Here is a 19,710-nt window from a genome sequence, read left to right on the forward strand (position 1 = left end):
TCTCAAGCAGTCTTTCTTCCGGGTCTCAAGATCATGCAATCTGTTGCTACTGAAGGACGTGCTGTGCGCCAGGACAACCGGCCACTGAAGCGCCTTATCGTCGCGAGCAGCGTCGGCAACGCGCTCGAATGGTTCGACTTCGCAGCGTATGGCTTCTTCGCCGTCACGCTGTCGAAGCTCTTTTTCCCCGCGCATGACGAAACGGTGTCGCTGCTGCTGACCTTCGGCACGTTCGGGCTTTCGTATATTTTCCGTCCGCTCGGCGCGCTGGTTCTCGGACGCTATGCGGACCGGCACGGCCGCAAGGCGGGACTGCTCGCATCGCTTTGGCTCACCACGCTCGGCACGCTGATCTGTGCGCTGATTCCGACCTACGCAAGCATCGGCCTGGGCGCGCCCATTGGCCTCATGCTGGCGCGCGTGCTGATCTCCTTTTCGACAGGCGGCGAGTTCGGCAGCGGCACCGCGCTGATGATCGAACAGAAGTCCACACGAAAGTCTTTCCTTGGAAGTTGGCAGTTTTCGAGCCAGGGTATGGCCACAGTGCTTGCTTCGTTCGCGGGCCTCGCACTCAGCAGCCAGCTTTCGACGGATCAGATCGAAGCGTGGGGATGGCGCGTTCCGTTTGCTTTCGGCCTTTTGGTAGCGCCCGTCGGTCTCTATATTCGCCGTCACATTGACGACACGCTGCAGCCTTCAGCGGCGAAACATGCAGCGCCCATTCGAGATCTGCTCGTGAGTCACAAGGGGCGCGTCCTGCTTGCGGCAGGCATCATGGCGGTGTCCACGGCGGCCAGTTATCTGATGATTCTCTTTATGCCGACGTATGCCGTGAAGCAGTTGCATCTGCCAGCGTCGACGGGTTTTGCGGCGACGGTGCTGACGGGCGCGATCCTGATGGTGTTAACGCCGTTCATGGGGCATCTCGCCGACAAATATGGACGCAGCCGGATGATGACGGTCTCCGCGATTCTCACGCTGCTGACCATCTATCCCTGCTTCCGATGGCTACTGGCGGCGCCCTCTCTGTCAGTGCTGATGTCGATAATGATGCTGGCGGGCGTCTTGAAGGCAATCTACTTCGGTCCGCTCGCAGCGGTGCTGTCGTCGCTCTTTCCCGCCTCGCTGCGCAGCACGGGACTCGGCTTCAGCTATAACATCGGCGTCATGGTGTTTGGAGGATTCACGCCGTGGCTCGTGACGGCCATGATCGGCTGGACGCACGATCCCGTATCGCCGAGCATCTATCTGATGGGCTGCGCCGTGCTCAGCCTCATATGCATCGGCATCTATCATCGGTTCATCGTCAAACACATCTAGTTCGAAGCGAAGCGCTGACATGACTTTATTTTCTACCGCGCAGGACAGCGACTTCAGTGGCTGGATGATGTACCACTCGGTTGGTGTATTCCCCGGCCAACGGGAGGCCGTGACGGCGGCGCTCGCACGCTTCACATCCGACTGGTATGCACCCGACGAACGACGCTGGAGCGTCGGGCTCGGTGCGCGTGACGCGCTGCTGTCGAACTGGGCGACGCTGATCGGCGCAGACGCCGCGCACGTATTCGGCGCGCAAAATGTCACCGACGTCTTCGCACGTTTCATCGACGGTCTCGACGATGCGGCCTTGCGCGCACGCACGGTACTGATTGCCGCCGACTGTTTTCCGAGCCTGCACTTCCTGTTGAACGGTGTTGCGGCACGGCGCGGCTTCACGTTGAAAACGGTGCCGGTGCGCGCCGGTGAAGCCTACGTTCGCGACGAGGACTTCGTCGCGGCGTGGGATGCGCATGTTGGGCTCGCGCTGATCACGTGGGTATCGTCGCTGACGTCCAAACGCGTCGATCTGGCCGCGCTCGCTGCGCACGCGCGAACCACGGGCAGCATTGTCGCGGTCGACATCACGCAGGGCGCGGGCATCCTGCCGTTCAATCTGCGTGAGATACCGTTCGATTTCGTCTGCGGCTCCACGCTCAAATGGCTGTGCGGCGCGCCGGGATCGGGTCTTGGGTATGTCGCGCCGCATCTGCTGACGTCCGCCGTCACACCTTGCGTGCGCGGCTGGTTCAGTCAGGCCGACCCGTTCAACTGGAACCTCGATGCGTTTTCGTATGCGCCCGACGCACGCCGGTTCGACACGGGCACACCGTCGCTGCTGCCGTTCGTCGCATCGAAGCCGGGCTTCGACTGGCTGCTTGCGCAGCCGCCGGGCAAGCTGCGCGCGCAGAACCTGTCGTTGTGCCATCAACTTGTCGAAATCACCGGCGGTCTCGGCTACGCGCTGTTGTCGCCACGCGACGATGCATCTCGCGGTGGCAGTGTCATGGTGCGGACGCCCGCACATCTGGATCCTCAGGAGGTCGTGGCGAAGCTCGCTTCGCAGCATATCCTGGTCGACTCGCGCGGCCGCACGTTGCGGCTGTCGCCCGGTGCGTGCACGACGGTGGCGGGCATCGAACGTCTCGCTGCGCGGCTGCCGCGATGAAAGCGAAAGCGCCGCATGTAGTGCGGTCAAATGCGCCGCGCGCAGAAGGCGTGTCGTGCGTCCTGACGGGGCCGCCCCGGATGCCAGTTGCTGCACCGCTGCATTTGTGAAACCCCGCTCTTCAGCTCAGGATCATGATCATGACCAGTCCATCGTTTCTTCCCGCTCCGCTGACCGGTATTCGCGGCTTTCTCGTCCCGATGTCGTGTACCGATCTGGCCGCGACGACGCAGTTCTTTATCGAACGTCTCGGCTTCCGCATCGATGCCATTTTTCCCGCTGACAGTCCTCGCACGGCGATCCTGTCGGGCTGCAATATCAGGTTGCGCCTCGGTGTAGACCTCGTCGGCGGGGTGACGAAGCTCGACGTGCTGTGCGACGACGAGTTTCAACTCGGCGACGATACGCGAACACTGACCGCGCCGAACGGCGTCGAGGTCAGGCTCGTCCCGGCCGAGCCTCGCATGAAGCAGCCTGTCAACAGACAGGAACTCGTGTTTTCTCGTGCGCAGGATGGGGCACCGTGGACCGTCGGTCGTGCGGGCCTGCGTTACCGCGACCTGCTGCCAAACCGGCACGGAGGTGCGTTTATCGCATCACATATTCGGATCCTCGGTGGCGGCCCCGTTCCCGATTACGTGCACTTCCACAAGATCCGTTTTCAGACGATTTTCTGCCGCAAGGGCTGGGTTCGGGTCGTCTACGAGGGGCAAGGCGATCCGTTCATTCTGGAAGCGGGCGATTGCGTGCTTCAGCCGCCGGAGATCCGGCACCGCGTGCTGGAAAGTTCGGCCGGGGCAGAGGTGATCGAAATCGGTAGTCCGGCCGAACATATCACGATGGCCGACCACGATATGGCGCTTCCTTCGGCTGTCTATGATCCCGCCCACGATTTCAACGGTCAGCGCTTTGTTCGGCATGTCGCAAAGAACGGCACGTGGAGTCCGTGGAAATCGCCGGGTTTCGTCGTAACGGACACGGGTATCGGTGCGGCAACGAACGGCCTCGCGGGCGTGCGCGTGGTGCGCCCGCAAGGCGAGGGCAAGGCCGTTTCGCGCATGCACGATACGGAGTTCTGCTTTTTCTTCGTGCTCGCAGGAACTCTCGATGTCGTGCAAGGCGACGACCAATGGCATCTTCGAGCAGACGACAGCATTGCGATCCCCGGCATGCTTCCCTATGCGTTCAAGCACTGCAGCGCCGATTTGGAACTGCTCGAAGTGACCTTGCCAGCCGACTTCTCACTCGCGTGAGCAGTCGCTCGTGTTCGAGCACGAGATCGTCGCCTTAGTTCGAGCGCGTGATTCCCGTCGCGCTCGATGTGACCGGGGGGGAGGGTGTGGCCACGCTGCGCGTTCCGCCCCGGGTCTCGCGTTGCCTGTCAACAATGTGCGCGCATGAACCGCCTGCGGTCGTTTATCGCGGTGCAGAACACTGACGATGCGCGGGCCGAAATGGAAGTCAATTACTTCGGCGTTGCGACACCAAACGCTTTCACTGCGCCGCACGCGTTCATGACCGACATGCTCGCCGCGACGGTGTCCCCTTCGCGCACCTTGGCGTTATTGCGGAGCGTGCTCGATACGAGCGGCCGACCGTCTCTGGCATCCGGACGGCGAGGAAGATGCCACCGTCATGCCGCGCCTCGTCGAGGTGTACGGCCAGCAGAATGCCGAGTGCATGATGCATCGGCTGCGCAACCTGAACGTCTATCCGAGCCTCTTTTTCATGGATCAGATCAGCTCTCAGTTGCGCATCGTACGTCCAGTCGCCTGGAACAAGACTGAAGTCATCAGCCAGTGCATCGGCATAAAAAGGCGAATCGGATCAGGATCGCGAAAACCGCATTCGTCAGTTCGAAGATTTTTTCAATGTCTCGGGAATGGGCACGCCCGACGATCTCGTGGAATTCCGTGAGCAGCAGCGGGGCTTCCAGGCGCGCCTCGAGCGCTGGAGCGACATCTCGCGCGGCTACCACAAGTGGGTGTCGGGTGAAACGGCGAATACGCGCTTGCTCGGCATTGCACCTGTGCTCTGCGGCACGGAGCTGACGCAGGAGGGGCTTTACGTCAATCAGCATGGCGCTTGGCAGGCATTTCTCATGAGCGGCCTCGCACAACAATCGAACGTCGGGAAGGAGGCATGAATCATGGCTGTCACGCAAACGCTGCAGCAATCGGTCGACCAATTTCTGTATCGCAAGGCCGAGCTTTGCGATGCGCAGAGTTGGGACGAGTACCTCGAGCTCTTCGACGAAAACAGCACATTTCACGTGCCTCAACGGGGCTCCGAGCACGTGTACACGACCGACCCGAAGCGCAGCATGTCGCTGATCTACTACGCGAACCGAACGTGGCTCGAGGACCGTGTGTTTCGGCTGCGCACTGGCAAGTCTGCGGCCTCCACGCCGCTGCCACGTACACTGCATCAGATCACCAACGTGCGTATCGCCGAATGTGAACACGGGGAACTGGAAGTGAAGGCCAACTGGGCGACCTTTTACGCGCGGCACGGCGTGGCTGAACACTTCTTCGGGCGTGCTACCTACCAGCTGCAGCCTGCGGGCGGTAGCTGGAAGATCGCACGCAAGCACGTGCTGCTGCTGAACGACACGATCAACGCCGTGCTCGACTTCTATCATCTGTAGGCGGGAGTGCGGACAATGAGCCATAAGATCGCGTTCAGTTTTGCCGACTGCAAAACTGTGTTCTTCGACGTCCGTTAAGGCGAAATCCTCCTCGACGCCGCCCTCCGCAGCGGCGTGAACATTCCGCTCGACTGCCGCGAAGGTGTGTGCGGGACCTGCCAGGGACGCTGCGAGTCGGGCAGCTACACGCAGGATTATGTCGATGAAGAAGCACTGTCTCCCGACGATCTGGCTGCGCGTAAGATCTTGTCCTGTCAGACGCGCGTGCAGTCCGACGCCTCGTTCTACTTCGACTTCGATTCGAGCCTATGCGGCGCGGGGGGAAAGCGGTTGCTCACGGGCCAGGTTTCTGGCGTCAGGCAGGTATCCAAAACGACGGCGATCCTGGATCTGGACGCAGGCGCTCACGCGGGCCGCCTTGATTTTCTGCCGGGGCAGTACGCCCGCCTGAAGGTGCCGGGCACGGACGTGTGGCGTTCATATTCGTTCGCCAGCCGGCCCGGCGACGACAACCAGTTGCAATTCCTGATTCGTCTGCTGCCCGACGGCGCGATGAGCAACTACATGCGTGAGCGCTGCACGCCGGGGCAGACGATTGATTTCGAGGCGCCGCTCGGCACGTTCTATCTTCGGCAGGTGGAGCGGCCGCTCGTGATGGTAGCAGGTGGAACTGGCCTGTCCGCATTTCTCGGTATGCTCGACGGTCTCGCTCACAAGGGTAATTGCGACCAGAAGGTGCATCTCTACTATGGTGTGACGAACGCGCGCGACCTGTGCGAACTCGATCGTTTGGCCTCTTACACGCAACGCATCGCAAACTTCGCGTGCGACATCGTGGTGACGAATCCTTCTGACGGGTGGCAGGGAAGGACTGGCCTCATTCCGGAGCATTTCGACCGCGGGATGCTCGAATCAAACCCCTTCGACATGTACGTGTGCGGTCCGCCTCCGATGGTGGACGCCATCAGGGCATGGCTTGCGCGCGAAGGCGTAGGCGACCACCGCCTCTACTACGAGAAATTCGCGGATAGCAACGGCGCCCAGCAGGTCCCGTGAGGTCGCGGCGCAGCACCCATTCAGGGTCTTTTTGTATTCTTTTCCGCGCCCGGGGTGGTTTACTATCGAGTGACCATCAGCCCTCAGTGACACGCCATGTACGCGCCTGCTCTCAACGACAGCCAAGGTATTGACGCGCTGCGTCACGACCTCGAAGGCGCGCAGGAATGGATGGCGTCGATCTGCGGACCGCATCGGTTGCAGGTACGGAGCCCGAAGAAACTGCAGTTCCACCATTCGGGCACGGTGTTGCGGTCGACGGCGAGCTCGTTGGGGTACGTGGAATACGGCACCGATGTCACCGTTTCCATACATAACGAGGCGCCGCTCAACTGCTATAGCGTGAGTCTGCCGCTTACCGGGCAGCAGGAACTGGCCGCGCATGGTCGTTTGTGGCTATCGGACGAGGACAACGGCCTCGTGTTGTCGCCGCATGAGAGGCAGGACCTTACGATCATGGGAAACTGCCGGAAGATCATCGTTGCGATCCCGAGCCAGGCCCTGCGTCAGGTGCTTGAAGATCTTCTGCGACGGCCGGTTGGTGTCCCGTTGACGTTCGAGCCGCAGATGAATGCCGCCGACGGCGATCAGGCAGCCTGGTGGCGCATGGTCAAGTTTCTGCTGAACGAGATGGGCCACGCCGCGCCGTTGCTCAATCATGAGCAGATGGTCGGAAATTTAGAGGAAGCGTTGATCAAGGGGCTGTTGCTCTGTCAGTCGCACAACTACTCGCAGGCGCTCGCGGGGGCCATGGGCCCCTCATGTCCGCACTATCTGTTGCGAGCGAAGCAGTTCATCCACGACAACGCCCGTGAGGACATTGCGCTCGAAGACATCGAGCGCGCGGCCGGTGTGTCGCGCTACAAGCTGTTTGGTGGCTTTCGGCAACACTTCGGGCATGCGCCCATGGCATATCTGAAGTGGCATCGGCTCGAAGCAGTGCGGCGTGAGATTCTTTCCGACTGCTCCGAGCGTAACGTTTCTTCCATTGCGATGAGCTGGGGTTTTTCGCATCTCGGACGCTTTTCCAACGACTACAAGGCCCGTTTCGGCGAAACACCGTCGCAAACACTCAAGCGGGTGACAAGACGCTAAGTGAATATTAATTGCGTGTAGATTGCCAACTATGATGACTGGGAGACAGTAGAGACGTCGCTCCGACGTATACAGCGCCGTGGGATGGGCGGTTGCCGAAGCACGCCCGCAGCCTTGATGAGATCCGAGCACCCCGTCCTTAGCAAAATCGCGGCTTGCCACGAGTGGCAGCCGGCACGAAAAACAGGCTTCAGGATGCTGGTTCAACCTATTTCGTCATCACTTTGAGAAGCTTCGCAAACCTGGGTGGGGGCTCCTTACCGGCGGCTTTGGGAGGTTATGTTGCCGCGGTTCTCGTCATATAAGTCGCTTCGCTGCTGAGCAGTGCCTGGATGATCCGCGCGTTCCTGTTGGCCAGTGCGACCGCTGCTGCGCAGTTATGGCCCGCGTCGAGCCATCAGCTCTTGAAGCCAGATGCATGACGACTGCGGATTCGGCCCTTCGAGAAACGTCCCAACGTGTGGCCGCTAACATGTGTTTAGCGGCCACCGCGCGTGGCGAGCTGTCAGCGTGCCGGCAATTGCCGTCGCGCAATCTCAGCAAAGTATCGCGATCCGACTGACAGTATGTCGTCGTTGAAATCGTAGGTAGCGTTGTGCAGAGGAACGCCGCCGTTTTGGGGCTCCGTTCCGTTGCCGATGAAGATGAAATTTCCCGGTACAACCTGCAGAAACGCACCGAAGTCCTCCGAGATCATCATAGGCTGAACGTTGGCGTCCACATTCTCCGCGCCAACGACATGCGAAGCGGCTGAAACCGCTACATCAACAAGCTCTGGTGTATTCACGGTCGGGACGAACTCATGCGTGTACTGGAAGTCGCACTCGGCTCCGTGTGTACGGCAGATGCCCTCACTGACTTCCCTCATCCGGATCATCAGCAGCTTCTGCACTTCTGGGGCGTAGCTGCGCGTGTCGCCTTTGATGATGACATTCGAAGGAATGACGTTTCTAAGACCGTCCGTAACTATCTCAGTACACGAGATGACTGCGGACAGGCTTGGGTCCAAATTGCGCGAAATAATCGTCTGGAGACCGAGCACAATTTGCGAGGCAATGACAATGGGGTCGACGCCCATATGAGGCCGTGCTGCGTGCGTGCCTCTTGCCTTGATGTGAATGACGAAGTTGTCTTCGCTGGCCATAATGCCGTTCGGACGTGTTGCGAAGCTGCCTGCGGGCATCCCGGGCATGTTGTGCGCGCCGAAAATGGCGTCGACAGGAAACCGTTCGAACAACCCGTCTTGCATCATCGCTTTCGCGCCACGTCCGTGTTCTTCGGCGGGCTGGAAAATGAAGCGAACCATGCCGTCAAAGTCTTTTCGCTCCGCGAGAAGTTGCGCTGCGCCGAGAATCATCGCCATGTGTCCGTCGTGACCGCATGCGTGCATTTTCCCCGGAATACACGATGCGTAAGGTCTGCCGGGCGCATTCTCGGTGATGTTTAGTGCATCCATTTCGGCGCGAAGGCCGATAACCCGTTTCCCGTTGCCAATCTTCAAGTTGGCGACCATCCCGGTTCCGCCAATGTTGCGATGAACCTCGAGGCCGAGTGTCTTCAGAACACTGGCAACGTAGTCCGATGTCTGTACTTCTTCGAAGCCTGTTTCGGGATTCTTGTGGAACTGATGTCGCCAGTTCTTCAGGCGCTCTTGTAGGGACATTTCCATGGTGCGGTCCTCGATTTGAGGCGGTGATTGGATGTCAGTGCTCGAGCGATTTTTGCCACTCGCTCTGGCGCGCAAGAACGGCTTCCGCCGACTCGCCAACGAGGTCTCGATACACTGCGGGCGCCGTGGCACCCTCGGTATTGATGGCCAGCACGTGTGAGTCGGGTCCAAGTCCTACCTGCTGGGCAAGGGCCGGGTTTTGCATGAGCACGCTCAGGCCCGCGAATCCCGCGGCACCGGACTCTCCAACCACTAAAGGAGCGTCACGGTCGCTGCCAGCGGCAAGTGAACGCATTGCTGCCACCGCGTCATCGTCACTGATGGTCATGAAATGGTCGACGCACCGCTCGAGAATTTTCCAGGCCAAGGGGGATGTCTCTCCGCAGGCGAGGCCGGCCATGACCGAATCAACGGAGCCAGTCGCTTTCGTGGCGTAGCCTGCGATGGCGCTTTGATAAAGACAGTCTGCCTGCTGAGGCTCGACGACAACGAATCGGGGCCGCCGCGCTTCGGCGTGCTCCCAGAGATAACTCGCGACGCCTGCTGCGAGACCACCGACGCCTCCTTGCAGGAATACGTGGGTGATTGGTTGCGAAAGGGTGGAACTGCCGAGCTGCCGTATTGTTTCAGCGGCAATCACGCCATATCCCTGCATCACATCCCGAGGAATCGCTTCGTAGCCTTCGTAGGACGTGTCTGAGACAACGTGCCAACCATTTTGGGCCGCCAGTGCTGCCGCATGCTCAACCGATTCATCGTAGCTACCCGCGATGCGAATAATCTTCGCGCCGTACAAAGCGATGGCCTGCTCCCGTTCTACGCTGACGTTGGCGTGAAGGACGATGACACACCGACAACCGATGTCGCGTGCGGCGGCTGCCAATGACTTTCCGTGATTACCATCGGTGGCGCTGATAACAGTCAGGTTCGAAAACATCCCGGCATATTGCCCGCGAAGAAGACCGGCCGGATTCAGGCTATGAGTGTGCCAGTGCCGAAGAATCAACCGCACGAGTGCGATGGGCGCGCCTAACGCTTTGAAGCTGCCAAGCGGCGAGCGGAAGCCTTCGTCCTTCAGGCTGATGCGTGCGACGCCCAATGCTGCCGCGGCGTCCGGGAGGTCCCAGAGCGGCGTCGCTGAACGAGAGATCTGGTCCCAATCGGCTAGCCAGGCGCCGCTTTCGTCTGCCGCCCGAATGTTCAGAATGCTTTTGAGTTCATCTGGGTACGGCCCTTTGGACGCGCGGGAATTTGCAGTCAACATTGAGAAGAGCTCCAGGGAGGCATCCGATATGCCGTATTTCTATTGCCAACGTCCAAGTGCTGGCTCGGTGGAACAGCAGGAATAATATTGCAATGCTTTGTTTATTTGAGATCTAAAACTCGGCACAAATCGAGAAAATTTCTCGCATGGGGTGCTGGAGGCATTATGGCACCGCCGCACCCAACTGCGCGTTCGGGTTAGCGGACTACCGACTTGTCGTTCCAGACGTTGTTGTCAAACTGCCGTACCGTGATTGCACCGTTGCGGATGTCACCTGCTTCATCGAACTGAATGGGGCCGGTCACCCCGTCAACCTTCACCGACCGCAATTGCGCCAGGTAAACTTTCGGGTCGGTAGAGTTGGCTGCTTGCATAGCGGTTGCCATGGTCATGACTGCGTCGTATGCATAGGGAGCGTAAAGCTGAACCGGCGTCTTGAACCTTTGTTCGAACCGTTTGAAGAATGCCGGGCCTTGTGGCATCTGAGAAGGCGGTACGCCGGCGAGTGTGCAATACATATCGTTGGTCATTGATGAGCCGCCGAGGGCAATGAACTGCGGCGTGCACGCTTCGTCGCCGGCAATGAACTTGACCTTCATTCCGAGCCGACGCATTTGTTGTATAAAGGCGGCCGCCTGCGTGTCGCCACCCGTGAAAGCAACGGCATCAGGTCTGCGATTTTTGATCGTCGTGAGAACCGCCATCCAGTTGGTTGTCTTGTCGGTCCCGAATTCGCGGTCGACGACGGTACCGCCGGCGGACTGCACCGCCTTCTCAATCTGGTCAGCGAGGCCCTGGCCGTACGCTGTACGGTCGTCCACGATTGCAACCCTGGGAGCTTTCAGGTCTCGTACCAGATAAGTTCCGATGACCGAGCCTTGGCGGACATCGTTTGCGACCATTCGAAACACCGACTTGAGTCCTTGCTGGGTCAGCAATGGATTAGTAGCCGATTCGGTAATCATCGGAATTCCAGCGCCTGCGTAAATCCTCGAAGCGGGAATCGATGTGCCGGAGTTGGCATGCCCCACGACGCCGGCAACACGGTCGTCTACTAGCTTCTGCGCGACCGTCACTGCGGTCTTCGGGTCGGCGGCGTCATCTTGCGAATCTAGCTCGAAGGTGATCGAGTGGCCGCCGATTTTCAGCTTCCTGGTATTCAAGTCCTCGATTGCAAGCCGTACTCCGTTCTCGTCATCCTTTCCGATGTGTGCGAGCTCGCCAGTCAGAGGCGAAACCTGGCCAATTTTGACGGTAACGTCTGCGTCGGCCGCCGATGCAGATGCGCCAATTGAAACCGCCATCAACGTGTTGAAAAGTTGTCTGGTTTTCATGATCTTCGGTGGGAATACGAAACGGGGTGGGAGGGTGCCGAAGTCCCCAGCCGTCAGCTGCTCTAGCAGCGGTGACCGAAAGCACTTGACATGAACAGTTTATTGCGAGTAAACCGTTAGTATTTATTCTTTTGCGCCCACGTTTCGAGAAAAATTCTCATGTCGAATCTTCGAGATGTCGAGCTAGACGCTTTCGATTTGCGGATCCTCGCAATCGTGCAACGGAACAATCAGATGCCCCATCGTGAGATCGGGCATGAAGTGAACCTGTCCGTCCCGTCCGTGGCGCGAAGGCTCCAGAAGCTTAGAAGTGCTGGCGTTATTGCTGCGGACCGCAGCTTACTGAATCCCGATGCGCTCGGTTCCCGGGTCACGATAATCACTCACGTTTCCGCGGAGAGTGAGGCGATAGAGTTGCTCGATGCGATGAAGGCACGGTTCGATGCCTGCGAGCAAGTCCAGCAGTGCTATTACGTGACCGGCGACGTCGACTTCATCCTGATTTTCTGCACGCGGGACATGGCGGAGTACACGGCCCTAACGCGGGCGCTGTTCTTCGCGGAGGGAAACGTTCGAAGCTTCCGTACCTTTGTCGCGATGGAGCGGGTCAAAATAACGCTCGATGTGCCACTCGGTCGGACGAAGTAGGCCTGTCTCCCGATTGGTCAACCGCCACCCAGAAGTGCACATCTCTTCTTCAAGGTAAGCTATCTACGCAACGAATAGGCCCGTCAACACGAACTGCACGAGCTTCGGCAACACGACCAACCACTTGGCACACTGAGTTGGCCGATACCCTTAGTCTTGCGTCCGTAGACGGTGTGACGGTGCTTCTGCTCCCGCGTGTACGCGATGTTCAACGCGCTATCCATGCAACCAGATTTCCAAGCGCGCTTACGCAGGCGGCCGACGAAGTTTGAAAAAAGATTGATTGAAGATTTAAGTGCCCCTCGCTTGGTACGTGCAGCTCAACTACACGCGAGGCGTCAACATATCCCTGTGCCATTAGCAGGACTACCTGTTACGTGAGCTACCGGTACGTGGCCTCGTTGAGTGCTCTCGCCAGCATGCGGATGTCTGCGGAATTGTCCGGCTCATTGTTGTCCGACTCATTGGCCGGTAGGCCCCCGAAAGCGCGTCGTGCGGAGCCCATGAGCCTGCAGGCGTCACAGAACTCCTCCAGATATGGGTTTGACAATCCGTTTGATGGAGCGATGGTCCCGTTAGACAACGTTGATATTTGACCTGGCGGATCTTGATGGGCGCTTCCCGTTCGGCATTGATGGCGTGCAGGGCATCCAGATTGGCGCCGCTCTTATCCATAGTGATGGTCTCCGGCTCGCCGTTCTGGTCGATGGCTTTCTCGAAATAGCGACGGGCGGCAGCCTTGTCACGATGGGCTCGAAGCAGGAAATCCACCGTCTTTCCGGCCTTGTCCCCAGCGCGATAAAGGTATTTCCACTGGCCACGCACCTTGGCGTACGTCTCGTCCACCCGCCAGCTCTTGCCGACCGGGCGCTTGCAGCGGCGGAACGCCTTTTCAAGTACCGGCAGAAGCTTGATGGCACCACCGGTGCACGGTCGAATGATCGACCGCGATCCCGCGTTCGGCCCTCATCTCCTGAAGATTGCGCAAGCTCAGCGGGTAGGCCACGTACCAACGCACGCACACCAACATTATCTCGAGCGGATAGTGCAACCGCTGCAGCACTTTGGCTACCGCCGGACTCAGGGCTTTCATTGTCGTTCACAGCATTCGGTAAGGTCCCGCAGCATACCAGCCTCTGCTATTGCAATAGAACCGAAAGGAATAACAAATGTCCGGCGTGCCAGAAAGGATAGCCGATGCGGGACTAAAGGCGAACGTGGTCTGTCGGCTACTCTGACGAGGGTCCCGGTCGCACAAACCCCTCATTGCCAATGGCGGGACGGGAACACATGACGAAGAGATGCGAGGTGGCCTTTCGCTTTCGACAATAGCCCAACGGGGACAGGCGGGATCTCTGGCCGTTCTATCTCACACGCAGACAACGCCAGTGGCTTGCATCGGTGCGCGAGCAGTGGGGAGAAAACTGCGTCGTCCAGATTGCAAACCGCGAAGCGCGAATTATCGCCGAAAATGGCGAGCTTGCGTTTTGCAGTGCATATTTCGCGGAAAGCAAAGCAATTTCGCGAAAACCAGGCCTTGCCTCCCTCCACCGTACCGAGTGGGCGCCTTGATTGTCCACAGGTTCGCTGCGACCCGGGGCAGCGCGCGGGTACGCGATTGAAGCAGGAGCGTCTGCGCGGCCGGATTCGGGTTCGGCTAATCGGTTGCGGCCGACACTTCGATCAAGACGACTTTGCCGTTGGCCTGATACCGGCGATGTCCGCGACGGGCGACTCGCGCGCCCGGGCACGACGGCGGGCGTGCGGGGGGAGTGCCCGTGCGACCGTGTAGACATGGCCGCCCCGGGTTGTCGGTCGTGGAAGGGTGCATGTCGAATACGCGTCCACGATGCCACGGCTATGTCGATGCGGCCGGATGGTCCGGAAGTTTCACCTTGATTGTCGTGCCGGCTCCCGGCGAACTGATAACGTTGATCTGACCGCCCAGCATCAGAACGCGTTCTTCCATGCCCGCGAGTCCGAATGAACCCTTTTTGGCCGGCTGAACATCGAATCCTCGACCGTCGTCGCGCACTTCGAGCAGACAGCAGTCCCCTGTCCGCTCCAGCATGATGACCACATGGGGCGCCGCTGCGTGGCGGGCGACATTGGTCAGCGCTTCCTGAACGAGACGGAACAGCACGACAGCGCAGGGCTCGCTCACGACGATATTCTCGTCGGGCAAGTGCAGGCGGCATACCGTGCGACCGTTTCGGTTGAACTCGGCCGCGAGCCACTCGAGCCCCGCTGCAATGCCGGTGTCGAGTGCCGCAGGGCGCAGCGCCGCGATGACGCCCCTGACGACCTGCATGGTTTTGTCCACCAGCGCAATCAGCGCCTGCGTCTGCTCGACCAGTTCCGGGCGATCGTTGCCCAGTTGCATACGTAATGCCGACGCCTGCAGGCGAAGCGCGGTGAGGTGCTGTCCAAGTTCGTCGTGCATTTCACGCGCGATGTGCTTGCGCTCTTCCTCGCGAGCCATTTCGCGATGTGACGTGAGTTCCCGCAGCATCTCATAGGACTCGCGCAGGCGGCGCTCCGCCTCCTTGAGCACCGTCAGATCGATCACGAACGCGACGCCTTCCTTCCCACTGCCGTCGAATGCCGCGCGGCCGACCAGGACGGGCACACGACTCCCATCCTTCCTGAAGTATTCTTTTTCGGTCGGCTGAATGCCTCCCTGGTGCCCGATCTGCGCAAGAGCCCGTTCGCTGCTTTCGCGCCACTCCACTGGGGTCAGGTCTCGCCAGGGCAGACGACCTGAAACAAGATCCTCGCGGTCATATCCCACCATGCGCAGGAATGCCTCATTGGCCTCAAGGATGTCGCCCTCTGCGTTCCACACAATGATGCCGATGATATTGGCGTCGACGAGTCGCCGGATCCGGGCCTCGCGCTCCTTCAGGTCGCGGTACAGTCGGGTATTCTCGATCGAGGTTGCCGCTTGCGACGCGAGCAGCCGCAGCACACCAATTCGCGCTGGCGAGAAGGCACGGGTGACTAGGTTGTTTTCGAGGTACAGGGCGCCCATAAGCCTGGCCTGATTCGTCAGGGGCAGACACACAATTGAGCGGGCTCGATGCTGGAGGATGTAGGCATCTGCAGCGAACGCGGACGAGCGTGTGGCATCGTCGAGAATGACGCTCTGGCCCGTTCGCAACACATGATAGAGGACCGACTCGGGTATCACGGTGGGGCTCGCGGGGTCATCGCGTAGTTGCACGCGGAGTGTGTCCCCCGCGATTTTGGCTTCCGCGGCTATCCTTTGTCCGCCCGCGTCTGGAAGAATCAGCAATCCTCGCTCGGCGCCCGCCTGTTCGATCGCAGTGCGCATGACCATATCGATCAGCTTGTCCAGGACGATCTCTCCGGAAACGGCCTGCGACACCTTAATGACAGTAGCAAGGTCGAGGTGTTCAACGGGGGTGCCGATCGTGCTGCCCGGGCCGGGCGCTCGCTCTTCGTCCCCGAGAAGCGGATACAGCGCTTCAAGTTGGCGTACCTTGCCTTCGGCACCCCAGCGTTGGTAGCCCCGGCGTGCGTCCTGCAAATACACGCGGGCAATCCTGTCGAAGCCGCGCGCCGCGTAGAAGCCTGACGCGAGTTCATTGGCAAGTGCTTCGTTGTGTACGAAGCCATGTGTACGCGCCGAGCGCATGGCCTCTTCGTAGAGACGCATTGCTTCGACATCGCAGCCGTTCAGGCGAGCCAACTCGGCGCCCACCAGCGCCGCACGGGTTGCAAAATTCTCCGGACAGTTCTCTGCCCAGATCTCCAGCTGCCGGCGATGTGCGGCGATCGCGTCGTGGTGCTGCTGTCGCTCCGCGGCCGGGGCACGGTCACAATGTGCGGCCCGTGCCAGTGCACCGAAGAAATGGTATTCGCTTTCCTCCAGGTGCAATGACGAACTCCACAGTAGCTGCTGCGCCATCAACGCCGCGTTGATGGCGGCCACATGGTCGCCTGCAAGGAATCGTGCCTGCAGTTTCCGGATCCAGTACCAGCACGCGGCCGTTGCGAGCGCGGGGTTTCCGGACAAATGCTGTTCCATACGAAGTTCGTTAAATTCGTCGTCGTCAAAGTGACCGAATTTCAGCGTCGAGCCCCGGAGCATCCGGATCAGCGCGAGTTGCGTAGTGATGTTATCTACGACAAGACCGAAATGCGCCTTGCTGGCGAACGCGAGGCCCCGTTCGGCTTCGCGCTCGACCTCGATCAATGGTGCACCGGCGAAAAGCAGGTCTGATACGATATGGCAGCACGTATAGGCGCCAGACGGGACGTCGCCGATCCGGCTCGCTGCTTCGAATGCGCGGCGCAGCACCTCGCTACTAGCGCACACATGTTTTGTCCAGCGCACGACATACAGGGCGAAGCAGAGATATGTCACCGCCTCGAAGCGTTTGAGCCCACGGAGCTCGACCAGATCGAAGCCAAGCTGGCCAAACTGGATTCCAGCGAGGTAATCGCCAAAGCGTGGTCCAGCAATCCGCGGGAACATGACATACGCAAAACACGACGCATCGCAGTTGCCATGCTCCAGGCTAAGGCTGATCAGCTTGCATATGGCCAGGGAAGCCAGGTTCGCGTCAAAGAACCAGGCCGGCCTCTGGAGCTTGCTCAGCACGTTGGCGGTCGCGAGAGACGGCAGGTCCTTCATCAGAGGCAGATCGATGAGCGTCCCGATCGTCCTGCCGCCGAGCCGTGACCGGATGCTTTCGTACTCCTGTTGTACGTCGCTCTCTTCCGGATGCGCTAACCAGTCGATACCAACGCGCCGGAGATGCTCGAGACAGACGTCGACTGCGTGACCACTTTGGTCGAGGGTCAGATAGACATCCATTTGCAGACACGTGACCTGCGCCTGTTCGACCGTGGTCCTGGCACGGCTTGATAGCACGGATAGTCGCTCTTGCGCGACCGATAACCGGCCGGTGAGGAATTCGCATTCGGCAAGGTTCAACTGCAGCGCAAAGACCAGATCGCGCCTGCGTTCCCAACAATCGTCCCGCATGAGGTCCGCACCGGCGCTCAGATAGGTGAGCGCCGATGCATAGGCTGTTGACGCTTTTGCCCGCTGGCCGGCGCTCAGGTTGAACCCGGCCAGCTGCTCACGCTCTTGCCGGGAGGTCACCAGCGCTGCGCCACGGTTCAGTTGTGTAACGATCTCGAAGATCGCCGCTTCACGTTTGTCAGCGGGCGTTAGCGCCGCGAGCAGGCGTCCGATACGCAGGTGGACGCCGGCGCGCGAGTGCTCCGGGATCAATGAATACGCCGCTTCCTGTACGCGGTCGTGTGCGAACCGGTAGGCAAGTTCCAGTTGCTCGACCAGCCCTTGATCGACCGCTGGCTGCAGTAGCGCCCGGACCGCCTGCCTGGAGACCCCCAAAACCTTCGGTAACATCGCGACGGGGGCGGCGTTGCCAAGGCAGGCGAGCTGTTGCAACGCGCGCTGCGTTTCGATGGGCAAGCGTGCGAGCTTCGCGACCATCAGGTCCACCACGTTGTCGGTATATCCCTTGCTGTGAATGCTGGGCAGATCCCAGCGCCAGCAGGTCGTGTCATGGTCGAAGGTGACCAGATCGACATCAGCAAGCGTGTGCACGAACTGGATCACAAAAAACGGATTGCCGGCCGTTTTCTCATGCACGAGCGCGGCAAGCGGTGCGGCGCGTTCACGCTCGCAGCAAAGTGTTTCGGCAATCAGTTGCTCCACGTGCTCGCGGGCGAGCGGCTCAAGGGCAATTTCGTCGAGCCTTGCGCCTGTGGTCCTGACGGTTTGAAGTTTGCGCATTAGTGGATGCTCAGCATCAACTTCATTTGCGCGGTAGGCGCCGATCAGCATCAGGTATCGCTGGTCTGGCCGGGTGAGGAGATCTTCCACTAGGTCCAGCGTCGCGGCGTCGAGCCATTGCAGGTCATCGAGAAACAGGGCCAGCGGATGTTCACGTTGGGCGAAGACACCGATGAAGCGCCGGAAAACGAGCTTGAAGCGGCGTCGCTCCTCGTGAGGTTCGAGTTCCGGGACGGGTGGCGGATCGCCGATGATGAGCTTCAGTTCCGGGATCAGTTCGGTCATAAGGCGCGCATTCGGCCCTAGTGCCCCGATCAACGTGTCGCGCCAGATGGCCAGTTCCCTGTCGTGCTTGCCAAGGAGCGGTCGCACCAGCCCCTGAAAGGCTTGCACCAGTGTCGAGTACGGTATGTCGCGTTTGTACTGGTCGAACTTGCCCGACGCGAACAGCCCCCGCGGCGGTACAAGCGCCCTGTGCAATTGGTTGACGACTGCGGACTTGCCGATGCCGGAATAGCCGGACACCAGCACCAGCCCAGGCGTGCCGCTCGTGACGACGCGCTCGAACGCAGCGACCATGGCCTCTATCGCGCGCTCGCGCCCGTAAAGCTTCTCGGGGATGCGAAGCTTGTCGGATGTGTCACGTTCGCCCAGCACGAAGGCATCGATGTGGTGCTGGCGCTGCCAATCGGACAGGCACCGCCGCAGATCATGCTCGACACCGGCCGCAGTCTGATAGCGTTCCTCGGGAGTCTTGGCGAGCAGCTTCATGACAAGTTCCGAGACGACAGCCGGCACACTTGCTACCCGCGCGCCGGGCGGTACCGGGTTGCGTGCAACATGGCAATGTACCCACTCCATCGGGTCGGCCGCGGTGAACGGCAGGGTTCCTGTGAGCATCTGATAGAGCGTGACTCCGAATGCGTAGAGGTCGCTGCGCGAATCGATCGAGCGGCTCATCCGCCCAGTCTGCTCGGGCGCCATATAGGCGAGGGTACCGACGATCGTTTCCGGCGGTTCCGGCGATTGCCGTTCATACGTGCGTCGAGAGGCGCTGCCAAAGCCAGTGAGCCGCACGTGGCCGTCGACGCAGTCCACCAGAATATGCGCGGGTTTGATGTCCTTATGCACGAGGCCGTGCTGATGGACTTTACCCAGCGCCGCTGCAATGCCCACAGCGAGGGACAACACATGTCCCACCTCGCCAGGTCCGCCGATTTGCCGCTCGAGCAGTTCGCCAAGCGGATCCTCGAGCACTAGTACCATCCGTGCGTCATCGCGCACCAGCTTCAAAGGGCGCGCTGCCCACTGTTGAGTACGTCCTTCAGCGCGAACTCGTGAGCGAGGCGTTCGAGAAGGGCGGTTGGGGGATGTTCGTCGGCGGGACGTACCACCAGCACACTGCCGGTGCCGCCGGTGGGCTGGACCCGGTAGAGCGTGAGCTCACCATCCTCCCGCAGTATGCTTGCGCGATTTACGTCGGTACCGTGTAGGGAGTTCATCTGACGTAGTTTATCGTCGCGCTCGTGCCCGTCAATCAAGAGAGGCAACTCATTCGTCTGCTCATACAGCGGCGGACGTGCCCTTCAAGCACACTACACGGCAACATCTGTGGAGTCAGCAACGCGTGTAGAGCCAGGCGTTCTCCTCTACAACCGCCTCAAGTCGGCCGTGCTGGAGCCGAATCAGTACTTTCATTTATTGGCTAGCTAGCCCAT

9 protein-coding genes and 5 pseudogenes are annotated in these 19,710 nt (G+C 60.1%); 8 read left to right on the forward strand and 6 right to left on the reverse strand.

Features of this window, described 5'->3' with window-relative positions:
- The first annotated feature begins 33 nt into the window (after positions 1-33).
- The 7 genes and pseudogenes from BFD71_RS36300 to BFD71_RS36330 all read left to right on the forward strand — a co-directional run bounded on the left by BFD71_RS36300 (position 34) and on the right by BFD71_RS36330 (position 7,283).
- Entirely contained in the window at positions 34-1,320 is a 1,287-nt protein-coding gene (locus BFD71_RS36300; protein WP_069269025.1) for an MFS transporter, read from the forward strand.
- A gap of 19 nt (positions 1,321-1,339) precedes the next feature.
- Positions 1,340-2,485 carry an aminotransferase class V-fold PLP-dependent enzyme gene (locus BFD71_RS36305; protein WP_069269026.1) on the forward strand — a complete coding sequence of 382 codons (1,146 nt, stop codon included), beginning with the start codon at positions 1,340-1,342 and terminating at the stop codon, positions 2,483-2,485.
- Between the two features lie 140 nt (positions 2,486-2,625).
- On the forward strand, positions 2,626-3,738 hold the full coding sequence (locus BFD71_RS36310) for a cupin domain-containing protein (protein WP_176733015.1): 1,113 nt from the start codon (positions 2,626-2,628) through the stop codon (positions 3,736-3,738).
- Positions 3,739-4,114: 376 nt separating this feature from the next.
- Positions 4,115-4,631, forward strand: a pseudogene (locus BFD71_RS42970) (anthranilate 1,2-dioxygenase large subunit); the annotation flags it as partial.
- 3 nt (positions 4,632-4,634) lie between these two features.
- On the forward strand, positions 4,635-5,132 hold the full coding sequence (antB, locus tag BFD71_RS36320) for an anthranilate 1,2-dioxygenase small subunit (protein WP_069269027.1): 498 nt from the start codon (positions 4,635-4,637) through the stop codon (positions 5,130-5,132).
- A gap of 15 nt (positions 5,133-5,147) precedes the next feature.
- Positions 5,148-6,188: pseudogene (gene antC, locus BFD71_RS36325) on the forward strand (anthranilate 1,2-dioxygenase electron transfer component AntC).
- Positions 6,189-6,284: 96 nt separating this feature from the next.
- Entirely contained in the window at positions 6,285-7,283 is a 999-nt protein-coding gene (locus tag BFD71_RS36330; protein ID WP_069269028.1) for an AraC family transcriptional regulator, read from the forward strand.
- 277 nt (positions 7,284-7,560) lie between these two features.
- On the opposite strand, the pseudogene BFD71_RS43105 reads toward BFD71_RS36330, so the two are convergent.
- From BFD71_RS43105 to BFD71_RS36345, 4 genes and pseudogenes are all read right to left on the reverse strand, one after another.
- Positions 7,561-7,717, reverse strand: a pseudogene (locus tag BFD71_RS43105) (IS110 family transposase); the annotation flags it as partial.
- A 71-nt stretch (positions 7,718-7,788) separates the two neighbouring features.
- A complete protein-coding gene (locus BFD71_RS36335; RefSeq protein WP_069269029.1) occupies positions 7,789-8,952 on the reverse strand; it encodes a M20 aminoacylase family protein in 1,164 nt (387 codons plus the stop codon).
- A 34-nt stretch (positions 8,953-8,986) separates the two neighbouring features.
- Positions 8,987-10,216, reverse strand: coding sequence for a diaminopropionate ammonia-lyase (locus tag BFD71_RS36340; protein WP_069269030.1), 1,230 nt, complete (start codon positions 10,214-10,216; stop codon positions 8,987-8,989).
- Between the two features lie 197 nt (positions 10,217-10,413).
- A complete protein-coding gene (locus tag BFD71_RS36345; RefSeq protein WP_069269031.1) occupies positions 10,414-11,550 on the reverse strand; it encodes a branched-chain amino acid ABC transporter substrate-binding protein in 1,137 nt (378 codons plus the stop codon).
- A gap of 159 nt (positions 11,551-11,709) precedes the next feature.
- Between BFD71_RS36345 and BFD71_RS36350 the strand changes: the two genes are divergently transcribed.
- The gene (locus tag BFD71_RS36350) at positions 11,710-12,198 is read left to right on the forward strand and encodes an Lrp/AsnC family transcriptional regulator (RefSeq protein WP_069269032.1); all 489 of its coding nucleotides are present in this window, start codon (positions 11,710-11,712) and stop codon (positions 12,196-12,198) included.
- A 530-nt stretch (positions 12,199-12,728) separates the two neighbouring features.
- Here BFD71_RS36350 and BFD71_RS36355 read toward each other — a convergent pair.
- Together BFD71_RS36355 and BFD71_RS36360 are read right to left on the reverse strand one after the other, a co-directional pair.
- Positions 12,729-13,291 (reverse strand): annotated as a pseudogene (locus tag BFD71_RS36355) (IS6 family transposase); the annotation flags it as partial.
- A gap of 765 nt (positions 13,292-14,056) precedes the next feature.
- Positions 14,057-19,494, reverse strand: a pseudogene (locus tag BFD71_RS36360) (AAA family ATPase).
- Positions 19,495-19,710: the final 216 nt, after the last annotated feature.

Origin of the sequence: Paraburkholderia nodosa (genome assembly GCF_001718195.1) — a bacterium.
Classification (GTDB): domain Bacteria; phylum Pseudomonadota; class Gammaproteobacteria; order Burkholderiales; family Burkholderiaceae; genus Paraburkholderia; species Paraburkholderia nodosa_A.

Bases quoted from the DNA above. Each gene is read 5' to 3' on its own strand.
- BFD71_RS36330 (WP_069269028.1), top strand. From the start codon at position 6,285: ATGTACGCGCCTGCTCTCAACGACAGCCAAGGTATTGACGCGCTGCGT.
- BFD71_RS36305 (WP_069269026.1), top strand. From the start codon at position 1,340: ATGACTTTATTTTCTACCGCGCAGGACAGCGACTTCAGTGGCTGGATG.
- BFD71_RS36300 (WP_069269025.1), top strand. From the start codon at position 34: ATGCAATCTGTTGCTACTGAAGGACGTGCTGTGCGCCAGGACAACCGG.
- BFD71_RS36335 (WP_069269029.1), bottom strand. From the start codon at position 8,952: ATGGAAATGTCCCTACAAGAGCGCCTGAAGAACTGGCGACATCAGTTC.
- BFD71_RS36310 (WP_176733015.1), top strand. From the start codon at position 2,626: ATGACCAGTCCATCGTTTCTTCCCGCTCCGCTGACCGGTATTCGCGGC.
- BFD71_RS36350 (WP_069269032.1), top strand. From the start codon at position 11,710: ATGTCGAATCTTCGAGATGTCGAGCTAGACGCTTTCGATTTGCGGATC.
- BFD71_RS36345 (WP_069269031.1), bottom strand. From the start codon at position 11,550: ATGAAAACCAGACAACTTTTCAACACGTTGATGGCGGTTTCAATTGGC.
- BFD71_RS36340 (WP_069269030.1), bottom strand. From the start codon at position 10,216: ATGTTGACTGCAAATTCCCGCGCGTCCAAAGGGCCGTACCCAGATGAA.
- antB (WP_069269027.1), top strand. From the start codon at position 4,635: ATGGCTGTCACGCAAACGCTGCAGCAATCGGTCGACCAATTTCTGTAT.